15 protein-coding genes are annotated in these 21,903 nt (G+C 49.5%); 9 read left to right on the top strand and 6 right to left on the bottom strand.

The features are described 5' to 3' along the window. Positions 1-3: 3 nt before the first annotated feature. The 6 genes from JX312_RS00075 to JX312_RS00050 form a co-directional block, all read right to left on the bottom strand. A complete protein-coding gene (locus JX312_RS00075; protein WP_204456427.1) occupies positions 4-1,086 on the bottom strand; it encodes a restriction endonuclease subunit S in 1,083 nt (360 codons plus the stop codon). Next, positions 1,070-2,653 carry a class I SAM-dependent DNA methyltransferase gene (locus JX312_RS00070; RefSeq protein ID WP_204456425.1) on the bottom strand — a complete coding sequence of 528 codons (1,584 nt, stop codon included), beginning with the start codon at positions 2,651-2,653 and terminating at the stop codon, positions 1,070-1,072. The genes JX312_RS00075 and JX312_RS00070 overlap by 17 nt, the downstream gene beginning before the upstream one ends. Positions 2,654-2,894: 241 nt before the next feature. Further along, the gene (locus tag JX312_RS14005; RefSeq protein ID WP_239653736.1) at positions 2,895-2,987 is read right to left on the bottom strand and encodes a helix-turn-helix domain-containing protein; all 93 of its coding nucleotides are present in this window, start codon (positions 2,985-2,987) and stop codon (positions 2,895-2,897) included. Between the two features lie 1,286 nt (positions 2,988-4,273). After that, positions 4,274-5,404: a YhcG family protein gene (locus JX312_RS00060; protein WP_204456423.1), complete on the bottom strand. Its 1,131-nt coding sequence runs from the start codon at positions 5,402-5,404 to the stop codon at positions 4,274-4,276. 324 nt (positions 5,405-5,728) lie between these two features. Then, complete coding sequence (locus tag JX312_RS00055; protein ID WP_164916468.1) at positions 5,729-6,919, bottom strand: acyloxyacyl hydrolase; 1,191 nt, start codon at positions 6,917-6,919, stop codon at positions 5,729-5,731. Then, a complete protein-coding gene (locus JX312_RS00050; RefSeq protein ID WP_204456422.1) occupies positions 6,912-7,745 on the bottom strand; it encodes a hypothetical protein in 834 nt (277 codons plus the stop codon). Before JX312_RS00050 ends, JX312_RS00055 begins: the two co-directional genes overlap by 8 nt. Positions 7,746-8,222: 477 nt before the next feature. On the opposite strand from JX312_RS00050, the gene JX312_RS00045 reads away from it, so the two are divergent. From JX312_RS00045 to JX312_RS00005, 9 genes are all read left to right on the top strand, one after another. Continuing rightward, positions 8,223-9,398: a DUF3575 domain-containing protein gene (locus JX312_RS00045; RefSeq protein ID WP_204456420.1), complete on the top strand. Its 1,176-nt coding sequence runs from the start codon at positions 8,223-8,225 to the stop codon at positions 9,396-9,398. Continuing rightward, positions 9,395-10,339, top strand: coding sequence for a DUF5119 domain-containing protein (locus JX312_RS00040; RefSeq protein ID WP_204456418.1), 945 nt, complete (start codon positions 9,395-9,397; stop codon positions 10,337-10,339). Before JX312_RS00045 ends, JX312_RS00040 begins: the two co-directional genes overlap by 4 nt. A gap of 55 nt (positions 10,340-10,394) precedes the next feature. Next, complete coding sequence (locus tag JX312_RS00035; RefSeq protein WP_204456416.1) at positions 10,395-11,744, top strand: fimbrillin family protein; 1,350 nt, start codon at positions 10,395-10,397, stop codon at positions 11,742-11,744. A 110-nt stretch (positions 11,745-11,854) separates the two neighbouring features. Continuing rightward, on the top strand, positions 11,855-14,821 hold the full coding sequence (locus JX312_RS00030) for a fimbrillin family protein (protein ID WP_204456414.1): 2,967 nt from the start codon (positions 11,855-11,857) through the stop codon (positions 14,819-14,821). Positions 14,822-15,085: 264 nt separating this feature from the next. Next, complete coding sequence (locus tag JX312_RS00025) at positions 15,086-16,189, top strand: hypothetical protein (RefSeq protein WP_204456412.1); 1,104 nt, start codon at positions 15,086-15,088, stop codon at positions 16,187-16,189. Between the two features lie 7 nt (positions 16,190-16,196). Then, the gene (locus tag JX312_RS00020) at positions 16,197-17,288 is read left to right on the top strand and encodes a glycosyltransferase family 4 protein (RefSeq protein ID WP_204456410.1); all 1,092 of its coding nucleotides are present in this window, start codon (positions 16,197-16,199) and stop codon (positions 17,286-17,288) included. Continuing rightward, positions 17,285-18,373 (top strand): GDP-mannose 4,6-dehydratase, encoded by a 1,089-nt coding sequence (gene gmd / locus JX312_RS00015; RefSeq protein ID WP_123403276.1) that lies wholly within the window; start codon positions 17,285-17,287, stop codon positions 18,371-18,373. Before JX312_RS00020 ends, gmd begins: the two co-directional genes overlap by 4 nt. Beyond that, complete coding sequence (locus tag JX312_RS00010; RefSeq protein WP_204456408.1) at positions 18,370-19,314, top strand: GDP-L-fucose synthase; 945 nt, start codon at positions 18,370-18,372, stop codon at positions 19,312-19,314. The genes gmd and JX312_RS00010 overlap by 4 nt, the downstream gene beginning before the upstream one ends. Positions 19,315-19,324: 10 nt before the next feature. Next, positions 19,325-21,903: DUF2723 domain-containing protein (locus JX312_RS00005; RefSeq protein WP_204456406.1), on the top strand; the 2,579-nt coding region annotated here is incomplete at its 3' end.

The raw sequence follows: 21,903 nt of genomic DNA, 5'->3' as shown, positions 1-21,903 counted from the left end.
ATATCAGATTGTTGAAAGTTTCGTGAGAAGAAGATAAAGAACTTCTAACATTGTGTCATTCTCTTTATCCAGTGTGGTAGATAGGTTAGAAATATCTTTTATTCGTCTTTCGAATTCATTTATTTCTTCTGAAGGTGGAATTGGCAATTCAATGTTAGAAAGCCCCGTTTGGGTAATTAGATTTTGCACTCCACCACCTATTAGTTCTTGATAATTTACACCTCGAAGTACTTGATATGCATACTCATAATGTTTGGACTTGGCAACTAATACATTATCTGCTGTCCAAGCGGTAGTTAAGTAACGGTTAACCACTCCAATGGTGCCTACACGTCCTGTTGTTAGGAACTTTTCATCTTGATTTGCTTCTCGTGCATAGCCAATTATACCAGATGCTCCTGCAACCGGATATTTGTATTCATTATTTGGTTCATCAACTTTATCTGATAATGATTTTCCACTAGAAATAGATATAATATCGCCGATAGTTCCCATACGCCAACCTTGGGGGAGATTTTCGGGGTCGATGTTGTCGACGAACATTTGGCGATAGATGGTCTGGGCTGTAGATTCAAGAGTCGCTATGAGGCGGCGATTGTTTTCAATACGTTGCTCCACCGCCTGATACTCCGCAACAATCTTCCTCTGCTTCTCTATCGATGGCACCGGTATATTAAGATTCTCGAAATCTTCCCAAGTAAGACTTCCTCGAACTCCACCTACAGCCCAAAATGTTACTTCTCTATCAAATTCCTTTCGAGAGAACCACATCATGAGAAATTCCGGCAATAGTTCATCCTTACGATATACCTCAAACATCGGATATGCAGGAGACATTATCCCTTTTTCTCCTTTGAACATGGCAATAGGCATCTTCCCATCACGGCTTACCTGCATAAGAGAGCAAGCAAATTGGCCATTGGAAATAACCTTATAATTTGAGAGGTCAGTACCGATAGTATTTGCAACCGATGGAATAAAGGCTTTTTCAATGGTTAACCCCACAAGATTATCCACCGCAAGGTCACGATTGCGGACATCAACCTGACGTATATAATCTCCTAATCGCTTATAATTCGATTGCATAACCAAGGGATTTGAAAACTTCCAGTACCGCAGCGCGGCTTTCTGCCTCTTTACGGAGTATGTCGGCAAGTTCGCTCTGAAGCTCCTTCATGCGAATATCGTAGTCAATGGTTTCGTCGCGGTTGACAAACTCGATATACTTTGAGGGGACAAGCGAAAAGCCTTTAGCCTTGATTTCATCGAATGATGCGGAATAGCAGAACTCCGGTTCGTTGGCATATGACTCTGAGGCTCCTTCTCTCTGCCAGTTGTGATAGGTACGCGCTACTTTCTTAATATCCTCATCCGTAAACCGCACATATTTCTTCTCAAACGGTTCACCCATCTGGCGCATATCGATGAAGAGGATTTCGCCTTTGCGGTCACGATAGTGGATTTCCTCTCCGTTACGGCTGACAGCACGTCCTTTCTTATTCTTGTTTAGAATCCATAAGGTCACAGAAATATCAGTAGAATAGAAAAGGTTTCGTGGTAAGATCACAATTGACTCCACAAGGTCGTTTTCAATCATCTTACGACGGATTGCGCCCTCAATACCGTCGGCAGAGAGTGCTCCGTTTGCAAGGATGAAACCGGCAACACCATTGTCTGACAGTTTGCTTACCATGTTGAGTATCCATCCATAGTTGGCGTTGGATGTCGGAGGAGTGTCATAGCCGGTCCAACGTTCATCATCGGTCAACTGATTATCGGCTCGCCAATCCTTCTGATTGAACGGGGGATTTGCCATGATGAAGTCAGCCTTTAGTTCACGATGGCGGTCATCGGTAAAGGTATTGGCTGCATAGTCTCCAAGGTCGGCAGCAATACCGCGGATGGCAAGGTTCATCTTTGCAAGCTTGAAGGTGGTCTTGGTGTATTCCTGACCGTAGACCGACACCATACGACGGTTTCCGTGATGGCTCTCGACAAACTTCATTGACTGGACAAACATACCTCCCGAACCGCAGCACGGGTCGTAAATTTTGCCCTCGTATGGCTCAATCATCTCGGCTATGAGATTGACAATGGTCTTTGGTGTGTAGAACTCACCCTTGCCTTTTCCCTCTTTGATAGCGAACTTCGACAAGAAATATTCATAGACGCGACCGATTATGTCATTGCCATCAGCCGATGCAAGTATATCATCAAAACCGTCAATCTTATCAATGAGTGAACCGAGCTTCTCAGCCTCGATGCCGAGCGAGCTATAATAGTTGTTGGGAAGTGCGCCCTGCAACGGCTTGTTCTCCTTCTCAATATCAGACAACGCCTTGTCGACTTTAGACGCAATGTCGGGCTGCTTGGCGTTCTCCTTCAGATACAACCAGCGGGAAGTCTCCGGCAGATAGAACACATTTTTGGCAGCGTAGAACTCAACGCTGTCAACGAAGTCCTCCAGACCATCGGCGATTATCTCCTGACGTCGTTTCTCAAAATGAAAACCGGCATATTTCAAGAATATCAGTGAGAGAACGACATGCTTGTACTCACTCGGCTCGATTGACCCGCGCAAAGCATCACAAGCCTTCCACAATACTTCCTCCATCGGGAGGGCTTCTTTCTTATTTTGTGCATTCTTAGCCATTAAGTGCGTTTCATAAAATAAAAACTCCGGCGACAGTTGTCTGAGGGGGCTGGCCGTGCCTGCAACGACTGCTTGGGAATTTCGGAATTTGGTTGGTTTGGAGGCATATCTGCCTGTTGGTTTAAACCGTTTCGGCCATATTCAGATTTTTATGGTTGATATTTATGCAAAATTACAAAGAATTTTTGAGATGGCAATCGGTTATGTCGCAGAACATAACCGATTGCCATGGAAGAGATTGCTATTTTCTCGGTGCTATCCGATGCTGGCGGAGGAAAGCGTCGAGGTCGGCGCGGTTGACGTAGATTTTGCGGCCGATTTGGGAGAAGGGGATGAGGCGTTGGTCGCGGTAGTTTTGCCACGTCTTGGGGGAGATGCCAAGGAGCTTGCTCCAAACGTCATATATCCCCGACTTCGGGAGGTCATTCAGGTTGTGATAAGGGATTTCGGCAAGTAGGTCACACAGGAGGTAACGCTTTACTTACAAAAGGAATGGCGTTCCTACGGAGGTCAGTAGTTTATAATGTACTTTGGTACGTACTGACTTCAGTACCGAAGTACATTAGTACCAAAGGAAGCAGATCGGTACTTCCGGATTATAATACCGATTTCCGACCCGACATCAGAAAATACGTCGGATAGAACTTAGTGTTGGTGGTGTATCAGGACTTACGGAGGTATGAAATGCAGCGCATTGGTAAGTACGAATAAACCTTATAAGGTACAGCCGTAAATCGGTCTTAAAGACCATGGCTGATTTAAAAGGGTTTAGCCTTACGTGGTGTGCTTCATGGCTGATGAAGCGCGTGCCCCGTCGATTTCAGCGCGGCTTCCTCACCGCAGATATGCCCGCTTATTATTGTATGCGGGCGGTAAACGGCGACCGCGTTTCCGTGCAATCCTCTCGGCGTGAACACGGGGGCTTGTCGTTCATTTACGATGCAAAGTTAAGGGTACTTCATCATACTTTCCAAATTTTTCCGGGGGTGGTTCCCGTTATTACGTTCTGGGGGCCTTCTTTTCCCTTCTCATTCCGTTCTTTTAAGGGCATAACGAGATCAATATATGCAACAAAGTCCGACATTGTCCAGACTTTCTGACTGAATGATGTAGCCGTCGCGCAGCGAATAATCTGCGCTGGTGCCACAGGTGTCAGTATGTTGAACACGACTTTGGAGTGTTCTCACCCCTTCCACGCAAGGATGTTTTGTGGATACGACCGAGTACCCCAAAACCTTTTCAGGTCCCTGAAAAGACACCTTGCTGTGGTCGCGTGACCACCGAATTTTTCCGTCTTAAAACCTGAGACATTTGTCAGAATAACAATATGGCAAGGCTTCGGATTAACTATCTATATCTTAGAAAATTTTGACCTTTTAGACAACATATTGCCTATGGAGTTATCGTTCCAGATTGTTCCGCTCATCGTTCCGCATTGTTCCGTTGGTGCCGGATTGGTGACACAATCGGTGCCATGATTGGTGCCATCGGTGCCATTATTGATGACAACAAAGAATTTATTGGCGACATTTTTCTATGACATGAGACGATTTACTATGACATTATCCTATTTACTATGACACCAAACCTTTGCGTGGCTATTTTCGGCACTAAAAATATTCAGAGTAATTTCTTCAATTCTTCAACATCCGGCAATGCCTCGCGCAATTTTTCCGGCATATCCTCACTGAGACGATATGTTGCCACCCCCATAGGCTTGGCGTAATCCTGAATTACATATTCGACGAAATCTTTATTGGCGTTCTTGCACAGCACGATACCGATTGAAGGATTCTCGTGCGGCTTCTTCACCTTATCATCCAGAATGCGAAGATATGTCATAAGTTGAGCAAGATAACCGGGTTTAAAATCTCCGGTCTTAAGCTCCACAACGACAAGGCAATTCAATTCCCGATTAAAAAACAAAAGGTCGGGAAAGAAGTCCTCCGAAAATGCTTCCAGATGATATTGGTTGCCGACAAAAGCGAAGTCTCGTCCGAAAGTCATTATGAACTTCTTGATATTGTGGATTATCTCTTTCTCCACAACTCGCTCGTCAATATCTGCAAAGTCTCGAATACCGACTTCTTCAGTGTTTATAAAGTCAAGTAGATATTCGTCCTTGAACATATTGAGAGCTTTGATTGCATCGCGGCTATCCTTGATTGTTACGCCAAAGTTTGAAGGCATCGCCCCATACTTGTCGACAACATTTTCCTTTATTTGTGCTTTGAGAAAACGCTTATCCCATCTATTTTCAATTGCCAGACTGATGTATTTCCAACGCTTTTCAATATTCTTCTCTTCTGCCAAGATTATAATATGGTGGCTGAAACTTAAATTGAGAAATTTTTCCAAATCGTCAACCACGGCTGACGATTTAACAGGCAAAAGAGAGTCTGTGTCAATATCGTCAGCCGTGGCTGACGATTTAGGGTTCTTGGCTTCGATAATCGGTGACCATTCCTCATAAAAAATTCTCATGTATTTGAGATTGGTCTGAGAAAAGCCCTTTAGACCCGGCAGCTCCTTGCGAAGTCGCTCTGAGATAGTTTTTATGGCTCCAGTTCCCCAGAAGACCTCACGAGAGTTCGCTGAGATATACCTGCCAATTCCATAATACAGTGAGAGCATTTCCCGGTTGACCAACTTCGCAGCCTGATACTGACTGCGAAGAATAGCTTCTTTTATTGTCTGAATAGCGATGTTATAATCTGCTGCGTTATGCTGAATAATTGCTTCCTTTGTCATAATACTGCAAATTTACTGATTATTTGTCGGTTGGTCAAATTTCCTTCAGAATCGCGCACCGAGCCAAGGCTCGATATGCGCTATTTGCTAACTCGCGAATAAGATTATCTGTTGATTGCCGAAATTACAGCCATTATTTGCTCCGGGGTCATACCCTTTAGCAATTCGATTGCCTGCTCTTATTTTGTCACTCCTGATTCCTCCGGTGCTGTTGCCGAGGATTGTTTCTTGGCGAAGACATTGCGTAACGTTTTATCAGTCTTGGAAGTGTCAAAGACATGTTGGGGAAAAATTGGGGGATGTTGGGGGGAATGTCTGATTTTTCTATCTGATTCTGATTCCGATACCGAGCATTAGGTTCTGCGGATCTTTGAAACTGCCGAGACTATAACCCGCGTTCAGATAAAGATTACGGGTTACGAATGTCTTTAGAGTCAACGACTGGTAAAAGGCTTTGTCTCCCTTCGGATTGATTATGTCATATCCGATTCCGACATTTACCGAAAATATCGGCATAGTAAGTTCTGCGTGTGCTGACAGCCCGACACCTATCTGTTTGCCTATTGGCGGTCTCCTGAACTTAATCATATCTCCTGATGTGCCTTCAACCCAGTATGGGGATAACCCTGCACTCTCATCCCACTGAACGTCAAGCGACGGACCTATTGCTACCCATCGGTTAAGAGAACGCATGGGGGAAAACTGCAGTCCCGCGATTCCGAACTTCCCCGGACATAACTGAGGCTCTGACGGATTTCCAACTGAAACAACACGTTTACGCCATGCTCCGTAAGCCATAAGGTCGTAGAACCATCGTCCCCGATCGGCTTCTTCAATAATGCCGCTGTCGAGAATGGCATTGCCGCCCTTTTGCGGATTGATGGTATAGGTCAGTCCTATAGACGCACCTATATAATTCACCCCGGCGTTTGGCCAGGATGTGTTTCCGTTAGAATAATGGTTTGCAGAAATGCCGAATGACATTTGCCATCTTTCCGACAGAATATATTGCAGTTTCAAACCAAGACCCATGTGTGCCGTAACAGCTGTGCTAACAACGGCATTGTTGTCGGCTGTTTCCAGATCATAATGCTTCCAACCGAACGCAGCGCCAAATTGCCATTCGTATGCAAGCCTGAGACAATCATTGAAATATACGAACGGGGCACCTTGATAGACGTATGCTGAAACAGGAGTTCCGAGTAAAGAATTTGAAAAAAATGTTGTCGCGCCCAAACCTATTCCTTGATATAATCCCTTATATAGCATCCCCTCCCGCGTAGATTGGTCAAAATTGAAATCAGCCCTGACGCTTCCGGAGAATGCGGCGTTTATATGCTTTCCGGCGTTATTGTTTCCTTTAAGGAAACCATTTGAGCCCGGCACCCATGCGGGGGTCAGTTCAGCCCCGACATTCCAATGCAAAGGTCTCGAGAAACCGGACGGAACGAAATCTGACGCCGTTATGGAAAGGCAAAATGCCATAGCCGATACAAAACAAGATATTCTATTCATATTCAACACTATATTCATAACTTGTCGCATAAACGGAGGTCCATGTTGCAGGTACATCATAAGTCTGTTCGGCTACGCTGTTGGAGAAAATGATTACACCATCCTGCGTGGCTCGTGTATAGTTCAGTTTATATGACACTTTTGCCTTCTTGTAAGGAGGGACTTCCACAACTATTTTATTATCCCAATAACGGCTGGGGGTGAAATCGCGACGTTTGCCAAGCTCTATGTCTTTATATTCCTCCCATGTCCACTCGCTGCCATCATATGTAAGCATCGGGATGTCAACTGTCACGCCACTCGCCCAGTTTTCCGCAGGCATTACCATATCGCTGCACTTTGAATCAAGAAAAGGGTTTAACTCAAGTTTCTGGGTAATCGAGCTATTGTTGGTCATACTTGTAGCATGCACTGACTGACTAAAATCTTCTTCAAGTTTAAGACTGCCGCTTGTTTCCCAGAAGACCACCGATAATTTACCTCCTTCAGTAACGGTGACATTGATGTATTTGGTATCGCCATATTCATAGTCGAGGCGGATAGAGAAAGCCGCGTAACGCGATGCATTGTAGATACTGTTGATATAGATCATCTCACCCAGAAAACCGATGGAATACCATGTTCTGGGATTATCATACACAATGCTCCCCAGCTCCGATGCCGGGCAATCGGAGTTTACCTCATTGCCTTGGGAATTGTAGTAGCGCACATATTTCTTATCATTGGAGCTATAGTCAATCTGTATTTGTGCCAGTCCTTTTCTGGAAAATGGAGACGACCATTGTCCGCCTTCGCCCTCGATTGTAATATCCGTTATTTCGGGCAAGTCGGAATCATCTGTAAATATATCGTTATTGCAAGAGGTTATAAACGCACAGGTCAAAACCGCAAAAAAATAAGTTATGTATTTTTTTATCATGGGTCAAACAGCATTAATACTTAGAGTGTGTTTGAATTAACGAAGCTTAATGATGAAAAAAGTTTAAATCACTTCTTATTATAGCTTACAAATCTACAATAAAATCTGAGATGTCACAATAGCTCACAGAGATTTTATGTTAAAAATTATGCATATATTATAAATTTTAAAAATAATCGCTATATTTGTGCCAAAATTTATTATAAGGCGATTATAAGACAAGTCGGGCATCGGATTTTGGATTTGCAATACAGGCATTTAAAACTCCCGAAGATTTGATGTCTGACAAAAATAAATAAATGATTTGGCATTATACCGAAATTTTTGAATAATCCTATGCGGTATATTTGTATTCTAAGAGAGGTGAGTTTTTATTTACACGCAATGGCTATCGCCATCGCGTGTAGCTTCATGTCCGGACATGAAGCCAGCGCCTCAGACTTTTCATCCGATTCGTCCAGAGTTGTTTTTCGTGAAAAAATCTTTTTTCACAGAGCCTCTTCCGACATTGACTCCGAATATGCCGACAACAGAGTCCGCCTTGAGACGATAAGAGAGTTTCTGCAGAAAAACCGGAATGACAAAAATAATGTTTTGCGTCTCGCAATCAACGGTGCCGCATCACCTGAAGGGGACACTCCTTACAATGAAAATCTTGCATTCGACAGGGCTGCATCACTGATGAGTCATTTCGGAATCTACAACATCAGTCTCAAAGGAACGGTAATCACAGAATCGGCAAAACGCAACTGGCCTACATGCAGATATGCGGAACTTTCTGCCTATACCACAGATCCGTCACATACGCAGTTTCACACAGCAGCGCCGGAGACACCGGCAGAAGCGACTCACGCCAACGGCAACACACACTGTTGTGACATAGCCCGGTCTGCATCGGAACGTAATATTTACGGAAATCAATCAGACAGCCACGCCACTACCGTGCAGGCTGCAGATGTCTCCGCCGCCGACACAGTCATCACCTCTGAAAAGCCTGATGCAAAGACTTTCCGACTGATGATCGGAACAAACATGCTCTACGACGCCGCACTTGTGCCTAACATCGGCATCGGAGTAATGATCGGAGACAAAGTCTCTTTATGGGCAGACTGGATGCATGCCTGGTGGAGCAACCGCGACAAGCGCAGATACTGGCGCATATACGGCGGAGACTTCGAAGCGCGCTGGCATTTCGGTCACGGACGGAGCGCCAACCCCCTCTCGGGTCATCGTCTTGGCATATACGCCTCGATTCTCACTTACGACATACAGTTCGGACGATCACACACCGGAATAATGGGCGATAAATTCAATTACGCCGCCGGAATATCTTACGGCTACAGTCTGCCGGTTGCCCGGCGTCTTAACATCGATTTCGCCCTCGGAATCGGATATATGTGGGGAAGATATATGAAACAGCGACTTATCGACACCCACGATGTGTGGCAGTCTACCCACAACCGCCGCTGGTTCGGTCCCACGAAAGCCGAAATCTCGCTTGTGTGGCTGATCGGTCCGGGGAATATCAACGAAACTCGCAAGAAAGGGGGTGACCGATGAACAAGCTTATCTTCCGCGCGGCGGCTGCCGTCGCATCGCTTCTATGCCTGCTGCTGACATCGTGCAACCACCGCGAGCTCTGTTACGACCACGAGCACTGGATCGACCTTCAGGTCGCCTTCGACTGGTCGGAAGAGCCCGCAGCCGCCCCCGCCACCATGGTAGTATGGTTCTTCCCCGCTGATGCGGAGACCGAAGGGGGCCCGCGTTCCTACGAATTCGGAGGAAACCGAGGCGGAACGATACGCATACCTGCCGGTAAATACCGCGCCGTATGCTTCAACGGAGGCACCGAGACACTTCTCGAGCGCGGCTCGGCATTCGACAACCTGCATCTCACCACTGAAAGCCAGAGCCTGCTCGAACCGATGCACCGCTCCCTGGCAAACGCACCGCGTCCAGAACCCGGCAAAGACCAGGATGTAAAAGGCTCGCCGGAGACACTATGGAGTTCCACACTCGACGTCATGGAGTTTCTTCCCGCCATCGCCGGACAGAAAGTCACGTTCACACCCACACAATCAACCAGCAGCGTGCATGTTGTAATCACCGGAGTTGAAAACCTCACCTCCGACATAGCCCTGAGCGCGGCAATTACGGGCGTCTCCGAATCATGGCTCGTATCGGCGCAGCGCGGTCACGGCAAAGATGTCACAATGCCCGTCGCCATAAGTGCCACCGGAGACGACACTATCGAAGGAGAATTCAACATATTCGGACATTGCCATGCATCGGAGCTGACGCACATACTGACCGTATACACATCAAACAAATACTATTTCAACTTCGATGTCACCGACGTCATGCATGAATCGCCATCGTCCAGAAGCATCGAGATACGCCTTCACGGTCTCAGGCTGCCTCATCCCGACGGCACAGGCATGAGTCCTTCGATCACCGACTGGGGCGACGGCGAACGGATAGACATAGACATGCTCTGAGTCAGGACAGGTCACAGCAGAATCAAAAAAAATAACAAAATAAAACAACTGAATTATGAAACTTAGGACAATAGCAATGGGCATGGGAGGCATACTCCTTGCCGCCTCCTGCACCAACGATGTAGTAGAGGAGGTGAACATGGGCCAGGAGATCTCCTTCACCACGCGAATGACCCGCGCCAACGCGGTCGACAACGTTGACGCGCTCAAGCAATTCCGCGTATTCGCAAAAGCGGAGGGATATACACAGATGTTCATCGACGGAGAAGTCGCAAAACAAGGCATTGTATCCGAAGGAAAGAGAATTTTCTCGATGGACCACGCATACCACTGGCCTACGGGAACAAACAGCATACAGTTCTGGGCATATGCTCCCACAGACCCGACAAAGTCAAAAGACAATGACATCATCAAGTTTTCACTTACATCATCAGGTGCTCCGAATATCACGGATTTCACCCCGGCAAGCTATACTGCCGCAGCTGCCTCAGCTCCTGTAAATTCCCACAACTCCGGAGTAAGCCATGAAGACCTTCTTCTTGCGTATACAAAAGCGCAGAGGGCAAACGGCACATCCGCGATATCATTGAATTTCGAACACGCCCTGTCGCAGATAGAAGTCAGAGCTACGATAGGCGGAGACAAAAACACACAGCTTACCGGAAACAAATACGATGTCAAGGTGAAAGGTGTATGGATCGCCAACGTCAAGAGTTCCGGAAATGTGACATTTGATGAAAACAAAAACAACAAACTCAGCTGGAGTGTAGGCAGCAGCAAAGTTGTATACGGCTACGAATTCGACACTCCCGTATCGCTTGACCATACAAATTCCGGACTGCTCGTAAACAACGACAACGCGAAGTCCAGCCTCATGCTTGTTCCCCAGAAGCTTGACATATGGGACATCAGCAAGGACAACAACACTAAGGAGAAGAATCCGGACGATGGCGCATATATTCTCCTTCTCTGCCGCGTAGAAGCCACACACCCCGGTGCCGAACATTCCGGTAATAATAGAGATCTTGTGTTGGGTGGAGAATCCACACACATCCACCAGATGTTCCCGGTAAAAGACGGTGAGTCTACATTTAACGATAAGCTTTACGGATATGTATGCGTCCCGGTATCCACCGAATGGCTTCCCGGCAAGAAATATATATATAATCTTGAATTTTGCGGACTGGAAAGCGGTGCCGGCATCTATCCTCCGGAAAACGACATGACTGATCTCAAACTCCCTGATGGAAACGGAGATTACGAATATGTGAAGACCATTCCGGCAGATTCCGGAAAAAAACCCGGAGACCCGGTGCTTACAGACCCCATAAAATTCAGCGTATCCGTATCTCCCTGGGACGAGGCATGGAAAGACGGGAACGAGGGCGACATACCCATGAAATGATAACCACACGATCATAACCAGATCCGCAGGCGGCGGGATAAACTGCCGCCTGCGGATATACAATATCACTGCAAAAGAGTGAACGGCAATAAGGCAATAAGAGGAATACAATGATTTTCAACGCATCATCGAAATATTTCAATAAGAAGGCACTTGCAACCGTCGCAACGTGCGTTGTGCTGGCAGCAGGATGCACCGATGAAATGATCCGTTATGACAACGGCGACGGGCGTCTTCGCTTCGACATATCTCTCGATTCTTCATGGACAAAGGGAGGCGTGACAACACGCGGCGCCTCCACCGATATATGCATAGAAGAGATCGACGCCACGGAAGACGGCAGGCAGCTATATCTTATATCGGAATCCGAAGATCTCGACACGTATCCCGCAGCCGAGCCGTGCACACGGGGCACATCTACCACCGAAGCCACCTTCCCCACCACCTTCGGCTTGTCGGCGATATGCTACAACAGCAGCGAGCCAGCCTCCGACCTCTCATCATTCACGGCAAACTTCGCCTGCAACATGGAAGTCAAGAAAAGCGACGGGGTTTTCCCCGGTCTTGACTGGCCCGGCTCGGGACGCATCCGGTTTCTCGGCTACGCGCCCTATGCCTCGACAGCAAACGGAATAACACATTCCGCCGCCGGCGAGCACCCTCAGCTCGACTTCACCGTCAGCACTGATGTCAAGAACCAGGTTGACCTTCTTCGCGCAAGCGCCGACACCGACGGACGCGGCGGTTCCGCGGTGAAGATGGAATTCCGGCACGCCCTGTCGGCAATCACAGTGCGCACCGGCGATGCGATGCTGTCTTCAGAGATAACCAATGTCACCATTTCTGGTGTCAAAGGGAAAGGTACCCTTGTTCTTTCCTCCGGCAACTGGATCACAAAGGGTGAGAACCAGACATATTCCGTTGCCACTAAAACTACAGTCTCCGGAACTGCGGACAACAACCCATACGCCTCCTCGTCGCTGAACATTGCAGGGAGCAACGATGGCCTTACATTCTTTTTGATTCCGCAAGAACTTACAACTGAAGCAAGACTTTCAATCACCTTCACCGATAAACTCACTAAAACGAAACGCACGCTCAGCGCCTCGATTGGCGGAAGCGGCAAAAAATGGGAATCAGGCAAACTGTATTCATATTCCGTATCATCAACAGGAGTAATCATTACTCCGATAGTTGAGATGACCGATACCAAGGGCAACTCACTTCCAGACTCAGTGCCCTATACCGGCATGCTACATGATGTCAGATTAAAAACATTTGTGCGGGTAACCCAAAGCGGAGTAGAAACCAAAAACTTGGCAGTGCCGGTGAAAATCATGGCAAAACCTGACAATTCAACAGATTGGGAAGAAGTGACCTGGCTGCCCGATGATGAGACATCAGGCACGAAGCCGTCATTATCATCCAGAGACGGCTCACTGATTCTCCCCCCGCAACCGGTATTTAAAAACACCCTTCACAAATATTTCGAAGGGAAAGAAGAACTTGCGGATACACGGGATCTCTCTTCCGCCGAATCTGCAAATTGCTATATGATCAGCAATCCCGGCACCTACAGATTCCGTACAGTATACGGCAATGCCTTAAAGAACGGCGAGCCGAATACAAGCGCCTACACAATCAACAGGACAGGACCGGATCCAGAACCAGGTATGAAATGGTTTGTGGATCATTCAGACAAAAAAATTGAAACTCCATATATAAAAGAGCAGATCTCCAAAAATGGCGAGACATTGAAAGACGCCTTCATTCTATGGGCAGACTCCCCGGAGCTGATAGATAACGTGACACTTGAAGATAACGGAGATTACATAAACTTTCATGTCGGCAGACACACCATAGCCCAGGGAAACGCAGTCATCGCATTACGCAGCGACAAGAACAATATCGTATGGAGCTGGCATATCTGGGTAACAGAAAAGGACTGGTCGGAAAAACGCATCACGACAACCGATGCCTTAGGCAATACTTATGTTTTGCCCCAGACCACTCTTGGCTACTGCAACGCACGAGGAAAATCACCCAAAAGGAGCATAAAGGTGAAATTCGTATTTGACCTTACAAATTCCGGAGGCAAGAATCTTGAAGTAACCAGTCTGAACGGCAAAGACATCGAATTCGGACAACGGGAGATCCTAGCATCAGACGCAGGTGACAACCCCTATTACCAATGGGGACGCAAAGATGCGATGGTGCCCGGAATATACGACAAAAACGACCATCCCACAGAATCTCCGTATTATTTCGACAATGGAGCAAACTCATTAGGAGAATTGTCCATGGTCAACAAACCTGTCTACGATTATGATCCGGAATACAGATTCACACGTTCCGTTATAAGAAGCGGCGCTTCATTGGGGCAATCAATCTCATATCCCCACCATTTTATAATGGGAGATGTTGTGGGGGATGATATGACCTACAGACAGCACTGGCATAACGACAGCAAAGTCAGTGAGNAGTATCTTGAATCCGGAAAGANAATGTATAACGCATGGAATTCAACTGCTTCCCATTCCGGAGTAGGGCAACCTGTAAATTCTTCGTTAGATCCCAAAAACTGCATTCCGGTCACAAAGACCATTTATGACCCGTCACCCGCAGGATACCACATTCCTTCGGCAGTTGCCTTCAGCGGCATGATCAACTGGGGTGGCAGCAGCTACGGCTTAATTNNAATCTATGAATCAAATATCCCTCAATGGGATGAAGCGCGCCGCTGCTGGACCATGCACAGCAATTCNGACGGTTCGGGAGACATTGTGACTCTTTATGCCACAGGAATTAGAGACAGGAGTCTGAAAGGGGCTATAGGAGCAGACGATTATAATGCCTATNACACGAATGAATGGCTTAAANCAAACACCTGGCCTGCGTTCCGGACCACAACATTTATTGCATCCGCAACACTGACAGGCACTCAGGTCATGATTCTTTACTGCGACACAAGAAACTTCAAAGTCACTCCCAACACATTGACCGGAGGACAATCGTTCGGAACCATGGCACAATCCAACAACTCATACGGCTTCACGGTATGGCCGGTGGCTGAGTGAAGACTCTTCGCGAANTACATTTGAAAAGNCAGGAACGGCACCCGGGTGTCATTCCTGTTTTTCCGTTTATGAGGTTCAAAATCGCGGTTGCATATAAGCTGATTTTCCATACTTTGCCATGAGAAAGGCACAGAGAGGGAAGTGTTATATAACGTGATATATATAGAAGAAGTGTAAAGAAGAAGGGAAGCAAGCGACAAAAATTTTGAGGTTCTAAATTTAAATGTTAATTTAGTGGATAAATTCCGACACAAGTATGTGCTTATGAAAGATAAAATGGAAGATATGAATCCCGAGACCAGAGAAATGGTCGAGATTCTTGAAAATGAAAGTCCGGCAATACGCATCGGCATCGTGGCGAACTATTCCGACGGCTACGAGACTCGTATGCTGCTCACACCCGAAGCATGCGGAATGCTCACTTCCGGCGGCATCAAGGTATGCATGGAAAGCGGTGCGGGAAGCGACATCAGTTTCCCCGACGAGAAATATGCCGAATATGGTGTCAGGATAGTAACACGCGACGAGGCGCTGTCGGCGCCTGTTGTGCTCTGCTACACACCTCTCAGGGCAAAAGACATCAAAAAGATGCAGAAAGGGGCGGCGCTCCTGTGCATGATGGATAACATACTGTTCGAACACTCCACCGTCAAGGCTCTTCTCGACAAGAAAATAGCCACCGGCTGCTTCGACAACATGTACAGCCATAACGATGAGCCTGTATTCGCGAACATTATCGATGAAATTGACGGACGCGCCGCGATAATGTATGCCGAGGAAGCCCTTTCATATCTCGGCGGCGGCAAGGGCGTGCTTCTTGCCGGAGTCGCCGGCATCAATCCCTGTGAGGTGCTGATCATCGGCATGGGCAACGACATGATCTCCGCCGCCAAGGCAGGAGCCGCCACCGGGGCACGCGTCACACTGATGGACAACGACACCTCCACGCTGCAGGTTGCAAAAGACCTCACCGGTCCGATGGTTGAGGCTATAGCCGTACATCCGCGTGTGCTCTACAACCGGGTGAAGACCGCCGATGTCATCATACTCGGCAACACCACACGCCCCTTTGAGTTTCCCAACAACCTCAAGGCTGCGATGAAAGAAAACGCCTATGTGCTCGACATGAACGAGACACACCCGTCGGTATCCGTGCCGCGCACAGTGGCAATGGCACTTTCAACGGCATTGGTGAATTTCTTCGACGAGATGGCGATAAAGAACGGATTCTACGGAATGGTCGCGACCACACCCGGCGTCCAGTTCGGAATTGTGACTTATGAAGGAAAACTTGTCGACAAGCTTATCGGAAGCTATCTGGGCTTGCCGAGCGTAGACATAAACGTCATGCTCTCAGCCGCAAACTGACCCCTGAATGAACACGAGGAGAAGTCTCATCCACATAGTCTCCTCCAACAAATGGGGAGGAGTTCAGACATACGCCCTTGACATCTGCCGCCATTATGCGGAGGCAGGGTGGGAAGTGACAGCCCTGACGCGCAACGCCGTCGGGGTTGACGCCCCTTTTGCCGAAGCGGGCATCGGTCTGCTCCACGCCCCGGTAGGCGGCTTCTTCGATCTCGCCTCCCCCATGACGCTCGCCCGCAAACTCAGGGAATCGCCACGCGGCGCCACTGTCGTGCACACCCACAGATATCGCGACGCATTCACAGCCCTGCTGGCAAAAAAGATAGCCAACAGACCCGATGTCAGGATAGTCACGACACGCCACTCCGTAAGGCGCGGACGCGACACCCGCGTCTTCCGCAAGATCTATTCAGGCATCAGTGCCCACATATTTGTATCGGAGATGTGCTACAACGCATTCCGGCATTCACTCAAAAAAGACATAACACTGCCGCCCGAAAGAATCCACATATTGCGCAACAGCATAAACGCCGAGACAGACACCCCCCTGCCGGAGCCCGGTCACGGACCGGTAGTGGCGCTCTATCAGGGTGCGCTGGTAAGAGGGAAAGGACTGGAGACACTCATCGATGCCATGTCGCTGCTGAAAGGGACACGACTGCGGCTCCGCATCTCCGGCATGGGGAATCCAGATTATCTCGACATGCTCCGCAGGCGTGCCACACAACGCGATGTGATGGAGAACATAGACTGGAACAGCAAGACAGCCTCCACGCAGGAAGCCTGCGCCGAGGCTCATTTCGGCGTTGTCCCCTCCACCGACACCGAGGCATGCAGTCTCGAAAGCCTGCGGTTCATGGCAGCCGCCCGCCCGCAGGTGGCAACATCCAACGGCGCTCAGAAAGAATATCTCGAGAACGGGCGCAACTCCCTTCTCGTGAATCCCGGAGATGCCGCATCCCTTGCAGAAGCGATGCGCACGCTCGCACTCGATTCCTCCCTCCGCACCCGCATGGGCAAAGAGGCGTATGATGATTATTCACGCCATCTTTCATGGCATCATTTCATAGACTCTCTCAATAAAATATACACAGAATGAAAAAAGCACTTATCACCGGCGTTACCGGACAAGACGGCTCCTATCTGTCGGAGTTCCTTATATCCAAAGGTTATGACGTTCACGGCACAATACGCCGCAGCTCAACGGATTTTCGCGAGCGCATAGCCCATCTCGAGGGCAATCCCCGTTTCCATCTCCATTACGCCGACATGGCAGATTCGATGAGCCTCATGAAAGTGATAATGGACGTGCAGCCCGACGAGATCTACAACCTCGCGGCGCAGAGCCACGTGCAGGTATCGTTCGATGTGCCCGAATACACAGCCAACACCGATGCCACGGGAGTTCTGCGCGTGCTTGAGGCAGTGCGCCAGACCGGACTCGCCGACAGATGCCGCATCTATCAGGCATCCACTTCCGAACTATACGGCAAGGTGGAGGAAGTTCCGCAGAACGAAAAAACACCTTTCCATCCCTACAGCCCCTACGCCGTGGCAAAGCTCTACGGCTTCTGGATCGTGAAGGAATACCGCGAGGCATACAACATGTATTGCTGCTCCGGCATCCTCTTCAACCATGAATCGGAACGACGCGGCGAAACCTTTGTGACACGCAAGATCACCCTCGCGGCGGCAAGAATCGCGCAGGGGAAGCAGGACAGGCTCTATCTCGGCAACCTCTCGTCGCTACGCGACTGGGGTTACGCGCCCGACTATGTGGAATGCATGTGGCTCATGCTCCAGCAGGAGAAACCGGAAGACTTCGTGATAGCCACCGGCCGTCAGCACTCCGTAAGGGAATTCGCCACACTCGCCTTCGCACGCGTAGGCATCACTCTGCGCTGGGAAGGGGAAGGCGCCGACGAGAAAGGCATCGACACCGCGACAGGACGCGTACTTGTGGAAGTATCGCCCGATTTCTATCGCCCCACGGATGTGGTGAACCTCTGGGGAGACCCCTCCAAGGCAAGGGCAACACTCGGATGGAACCCTACCAAGACGTCGTTTGAAGAGCTTGTGAACCGCATGGTGGATTCCGACATGAAGAAAGTGGCGATGGAACGTGCGTCGGAACACGTGCGCACCAATCTTGAAGAATATCTTGAGAAAGGAATCGTAAAATGATGGAAAAAAAATCGAAGATATACGTTGCGGGACACCGTGGCATGGTAGGCTCGGCGATCGTCCGCGAGCTCAGACGCCAGGGATATGACAATATCATCACACGCACACACTCCGAACTCGACCTGACCGACCAGCAAGCCGTCAACAGGTTCTTAGCCGCCGAGAAGCCGGAATATGTGTTTCTCGCCGCCGCCAAGGTGGGAGGCATAGAAGCCAACGACAAGGCACCGGCGGATTTCATGTATCTCAACATGATGCTTGAGATGAACGTGATTCACGCCGCATGGCGCAACGGATGCCGCAAGCTGCAGTTTCTCGGTTCATCATGCATCTATCCGCGTCTCGCGCCGCAGCCCATGCCCGAATCGTGTCTTCTCACCTCCTCACTCGAGAAAACCAACGAGGCATACGCGCTCGCCAAAATCTCCGGACTGAAATATTGCGAATATCTCAACCGGCAATACGGCACCGACTTCATCTCCGTTATGCCTACCAACCTCTACGGTCCAAACGACAATTATCATCCCACGCACTCCCATGTGCTTCCGGCACTTATCCGCCGCTTTCACGAAGCGAAAGAGAACGGCGCGGAGAGTGTGACCTGCTGGGGCGATGGCTCCCCCCTGCGTGAATTCCTCTATGTCGATGACCTCGCCAATCTCTGCGTTTTCCTGATGAACAACTACTCAGGCAACGAGACCGTCAACGCCGGCACAGGGAAAGAGCTGTCTATCAGGGAGCTTACACAGACCGTAGCGGAAGTCGTGGGTTATAAGGGAAGAATAGAATGGGACACAACCCGTCCCAACGGCACTCCCCGCAAACTTCTCGATGTGTCGAAAGCCACGCGACTCGGCTGGAGATACAGCACGGAACTCCGCGAAGGGATCGCGCTGGCATACGAAGATTTTCTTAACAATCCGATGAGAGCCGAAAGATAAGAGACAAAGGATGAATGCGGATTTCCTGAAAAAGAACGCAGAAAATATCGTGTCATGGGGGGTGTTTTTCATCCTCCTTGCCACATACTGGCTGACCGTGGCGCCGACAGTGTCATACTGGGACTGTCCGGAATACGTTGCCGCCGCATGGAAACTGGAAGTGGGTCATCCTCCCGGCAATCCGACATGGATGCTCGTCGAGCGGGTCTTCACCATGCTCGCCCCCTCCGGGAAAGAAGCCGCGCTGCTGGTGAATCTCTCAAGCGGACTTTTCACCGCCTTCGCCGGTTTCTTTCTTGCCAGAACCATATATGCCGCCGCCGGATGGGTTGCCGGAGCACTCCGCCCCCGCCGATGGCAGGAGCTTCAACGCGCCGTGGCGGCGTTTAGCGGCGCACTCGCCTTCGGATGGTGCGACTCGACATGGTATTCCGCCGTAGAGGCAGAAGTATACGCCATGTCCATATTCATGACATCACTGTGCGTATGGCTGATGGTGAAATGGGCGTTCTGCCGCACGCAGCCTCTTGCCACACGTTATCTGATACTTCTCGCCTATATCTTCGGGCTTTCACTCGGAGTTCATCAGCTCAACCTGCTCTGCATCCCCGCTCTCGCCATAATATGGGGGATAAAGCGGGGAGTTCGCAAATGGTGGAAAGTCGGCTTCATGTTTCTTCTCTCTCTCCTTGTCGTGGGATGCATACTCACCGGCATAATGCCATCCACCATCGCATTGGCGGCACAAACCGAGCTCATATGCGTCAACACACTCGGACTTCCATTCCTGAGCGGAGTGGTGATATATGTGGTTCTGCTCGGATGCAGTCTGCTGACCGCACTTGCCGTGACATCGCGCTCCACAAACCGGGGAGTGCTCGCTGCGTCCGTATTTCCCGCCATTTTCCTCTCCGGAGTCTTCATCTTCTCCGGCAATATAGCGGCGGGAGCCGCCCTGAGCGCGATCGCCTCACTGCTTCTGGTACGCGGACACGACTTTACTCCCCGCAGGCTCAACATCTGCATGTGGCTGCTTGCCATGCTGCTTACCGGCTATTCCTCCTACGCGCTGATACCGATAAGAGGCGACATCCCCTCCCCTGCCAACTCCACTCAGCCAGGCGACCCCTTCTCATTCGCTTCTTATCAGGCACGCGAGCAATACGGCGGCGCTCCGCTTCTTTACGGCAACACCCCATACAGCAAAAACATACTCCAGGAGGAATACACGCCTGAAGGCAGACCAGTGTATTCGCGCACCGTCCTCAAACGCAAGCACCCCATCATGACACAGAAAGAGGAGGGGGCGATCATCAGCGACCCATCCAGAATGCTCACTTCCGAAGACACGATCTTCAACGAACGGGCTCTCCGCAAGAAAGGTGACGCCTACATCGTGAGAAGCTACGCCGTGGAACCGGTGCTCACTCCCGAACTCAACATGTGGTTTCCGCGCATCACGAGCCGCGACCCCTCTGACCTCCCATGCTTCGCCGACTGGACGGGGATGGAAAAAAGCAATATGACCGAAGTCCCGGTAAGCGAGACACTGGATTCGGCAGGAAACTACAACACGCGGCTTAACGCCGCAGGAGAACGCGCCGAAGCGAAGTCTTACAGACCTACCTACGCGCAATCCATGAAAATGCTGCTCACCTACCAGACAGGATACATGTATTTCCGTTACCTCCTATGGAATTTTCTCGGACGTCAGAACGACAAGCACTCCACCGGAGAAGTCGAACACGGCAATTTCATAACCGGAATCCAGCCCATCGACAACGCGATGCTGGGAGCCGAAGACGCACTTCCATCCTCCCTGGGTAAAGACAACAAAGGCAGAAACCGTTATTTCCTTCTTCCGTTCCTGCTGGGAATCGGGGGCATATGCACTCTGCTCGCCGCCGGCAAAAGGGGACACAAGACATGTCTCGCCACCGCCATGCTGTTCATCATGACAGGACTGGCGATTGTGGTCTATCTCAACCAGTCTCCCGGAGAACCGCGTGAAAGAGACTACTCCTTCCTCGGTTCATATCTCGCGTTCGCCATATGGATAGGTTTCGGAGCATTCGGAGCAATGAGACTCGCCGGAAAATATGCCCCTGCGGCGTCACTCATCCCGCTCTTTGCCGTAGTATGGATGTTCATAGAGAATTATGACGACCACGACCGTTCGGGGCGTCTTGCCGCGTCGAGAATAACCGCCAATATACTCAACTCGCTGGATAAAGACGCGATACTCTTCGTTGACGGCGACAACGCCACATTCCCCCTCTGGTATGCCCAGGAGGTAGAGGGAATACGCAAGGATGTAAGAGTCATAAACCTCGCATATCTGTCGATGCCGCTGTATGCGGCATCGATGATGAACGACTGGGACGGGGCAAAAGGTGTCGCCACGACTCTTCGCCGCGAGGAGATAATCTACGGAGCCCTGCAGTTTCCCAGGATAGCCGCAGACGCATCAGACACCGTTGTCAGCGCGACAGAGATGCTTGACTCTCTCGGTTGCTCCACGCGCAAGGAATGCCGCCACCGGAAAGTGTGGCTTAAGACAGGGAAAGGCGACTCCATAGTGTATAATGT

The sequence above is a fragment of the Barnesiella sp. CU968 genome, assembly GCF_905219685.1.
Taxonomy (GTDB): Bacteria; Bacteroidota; Bacteroidia; order Bacteroidales; family Muribaculaceae; genus Lepagella; species Lepagella muris_A.
This window is presented reverse-complemented; position numbering and strand designations above follow the sequence as displayed.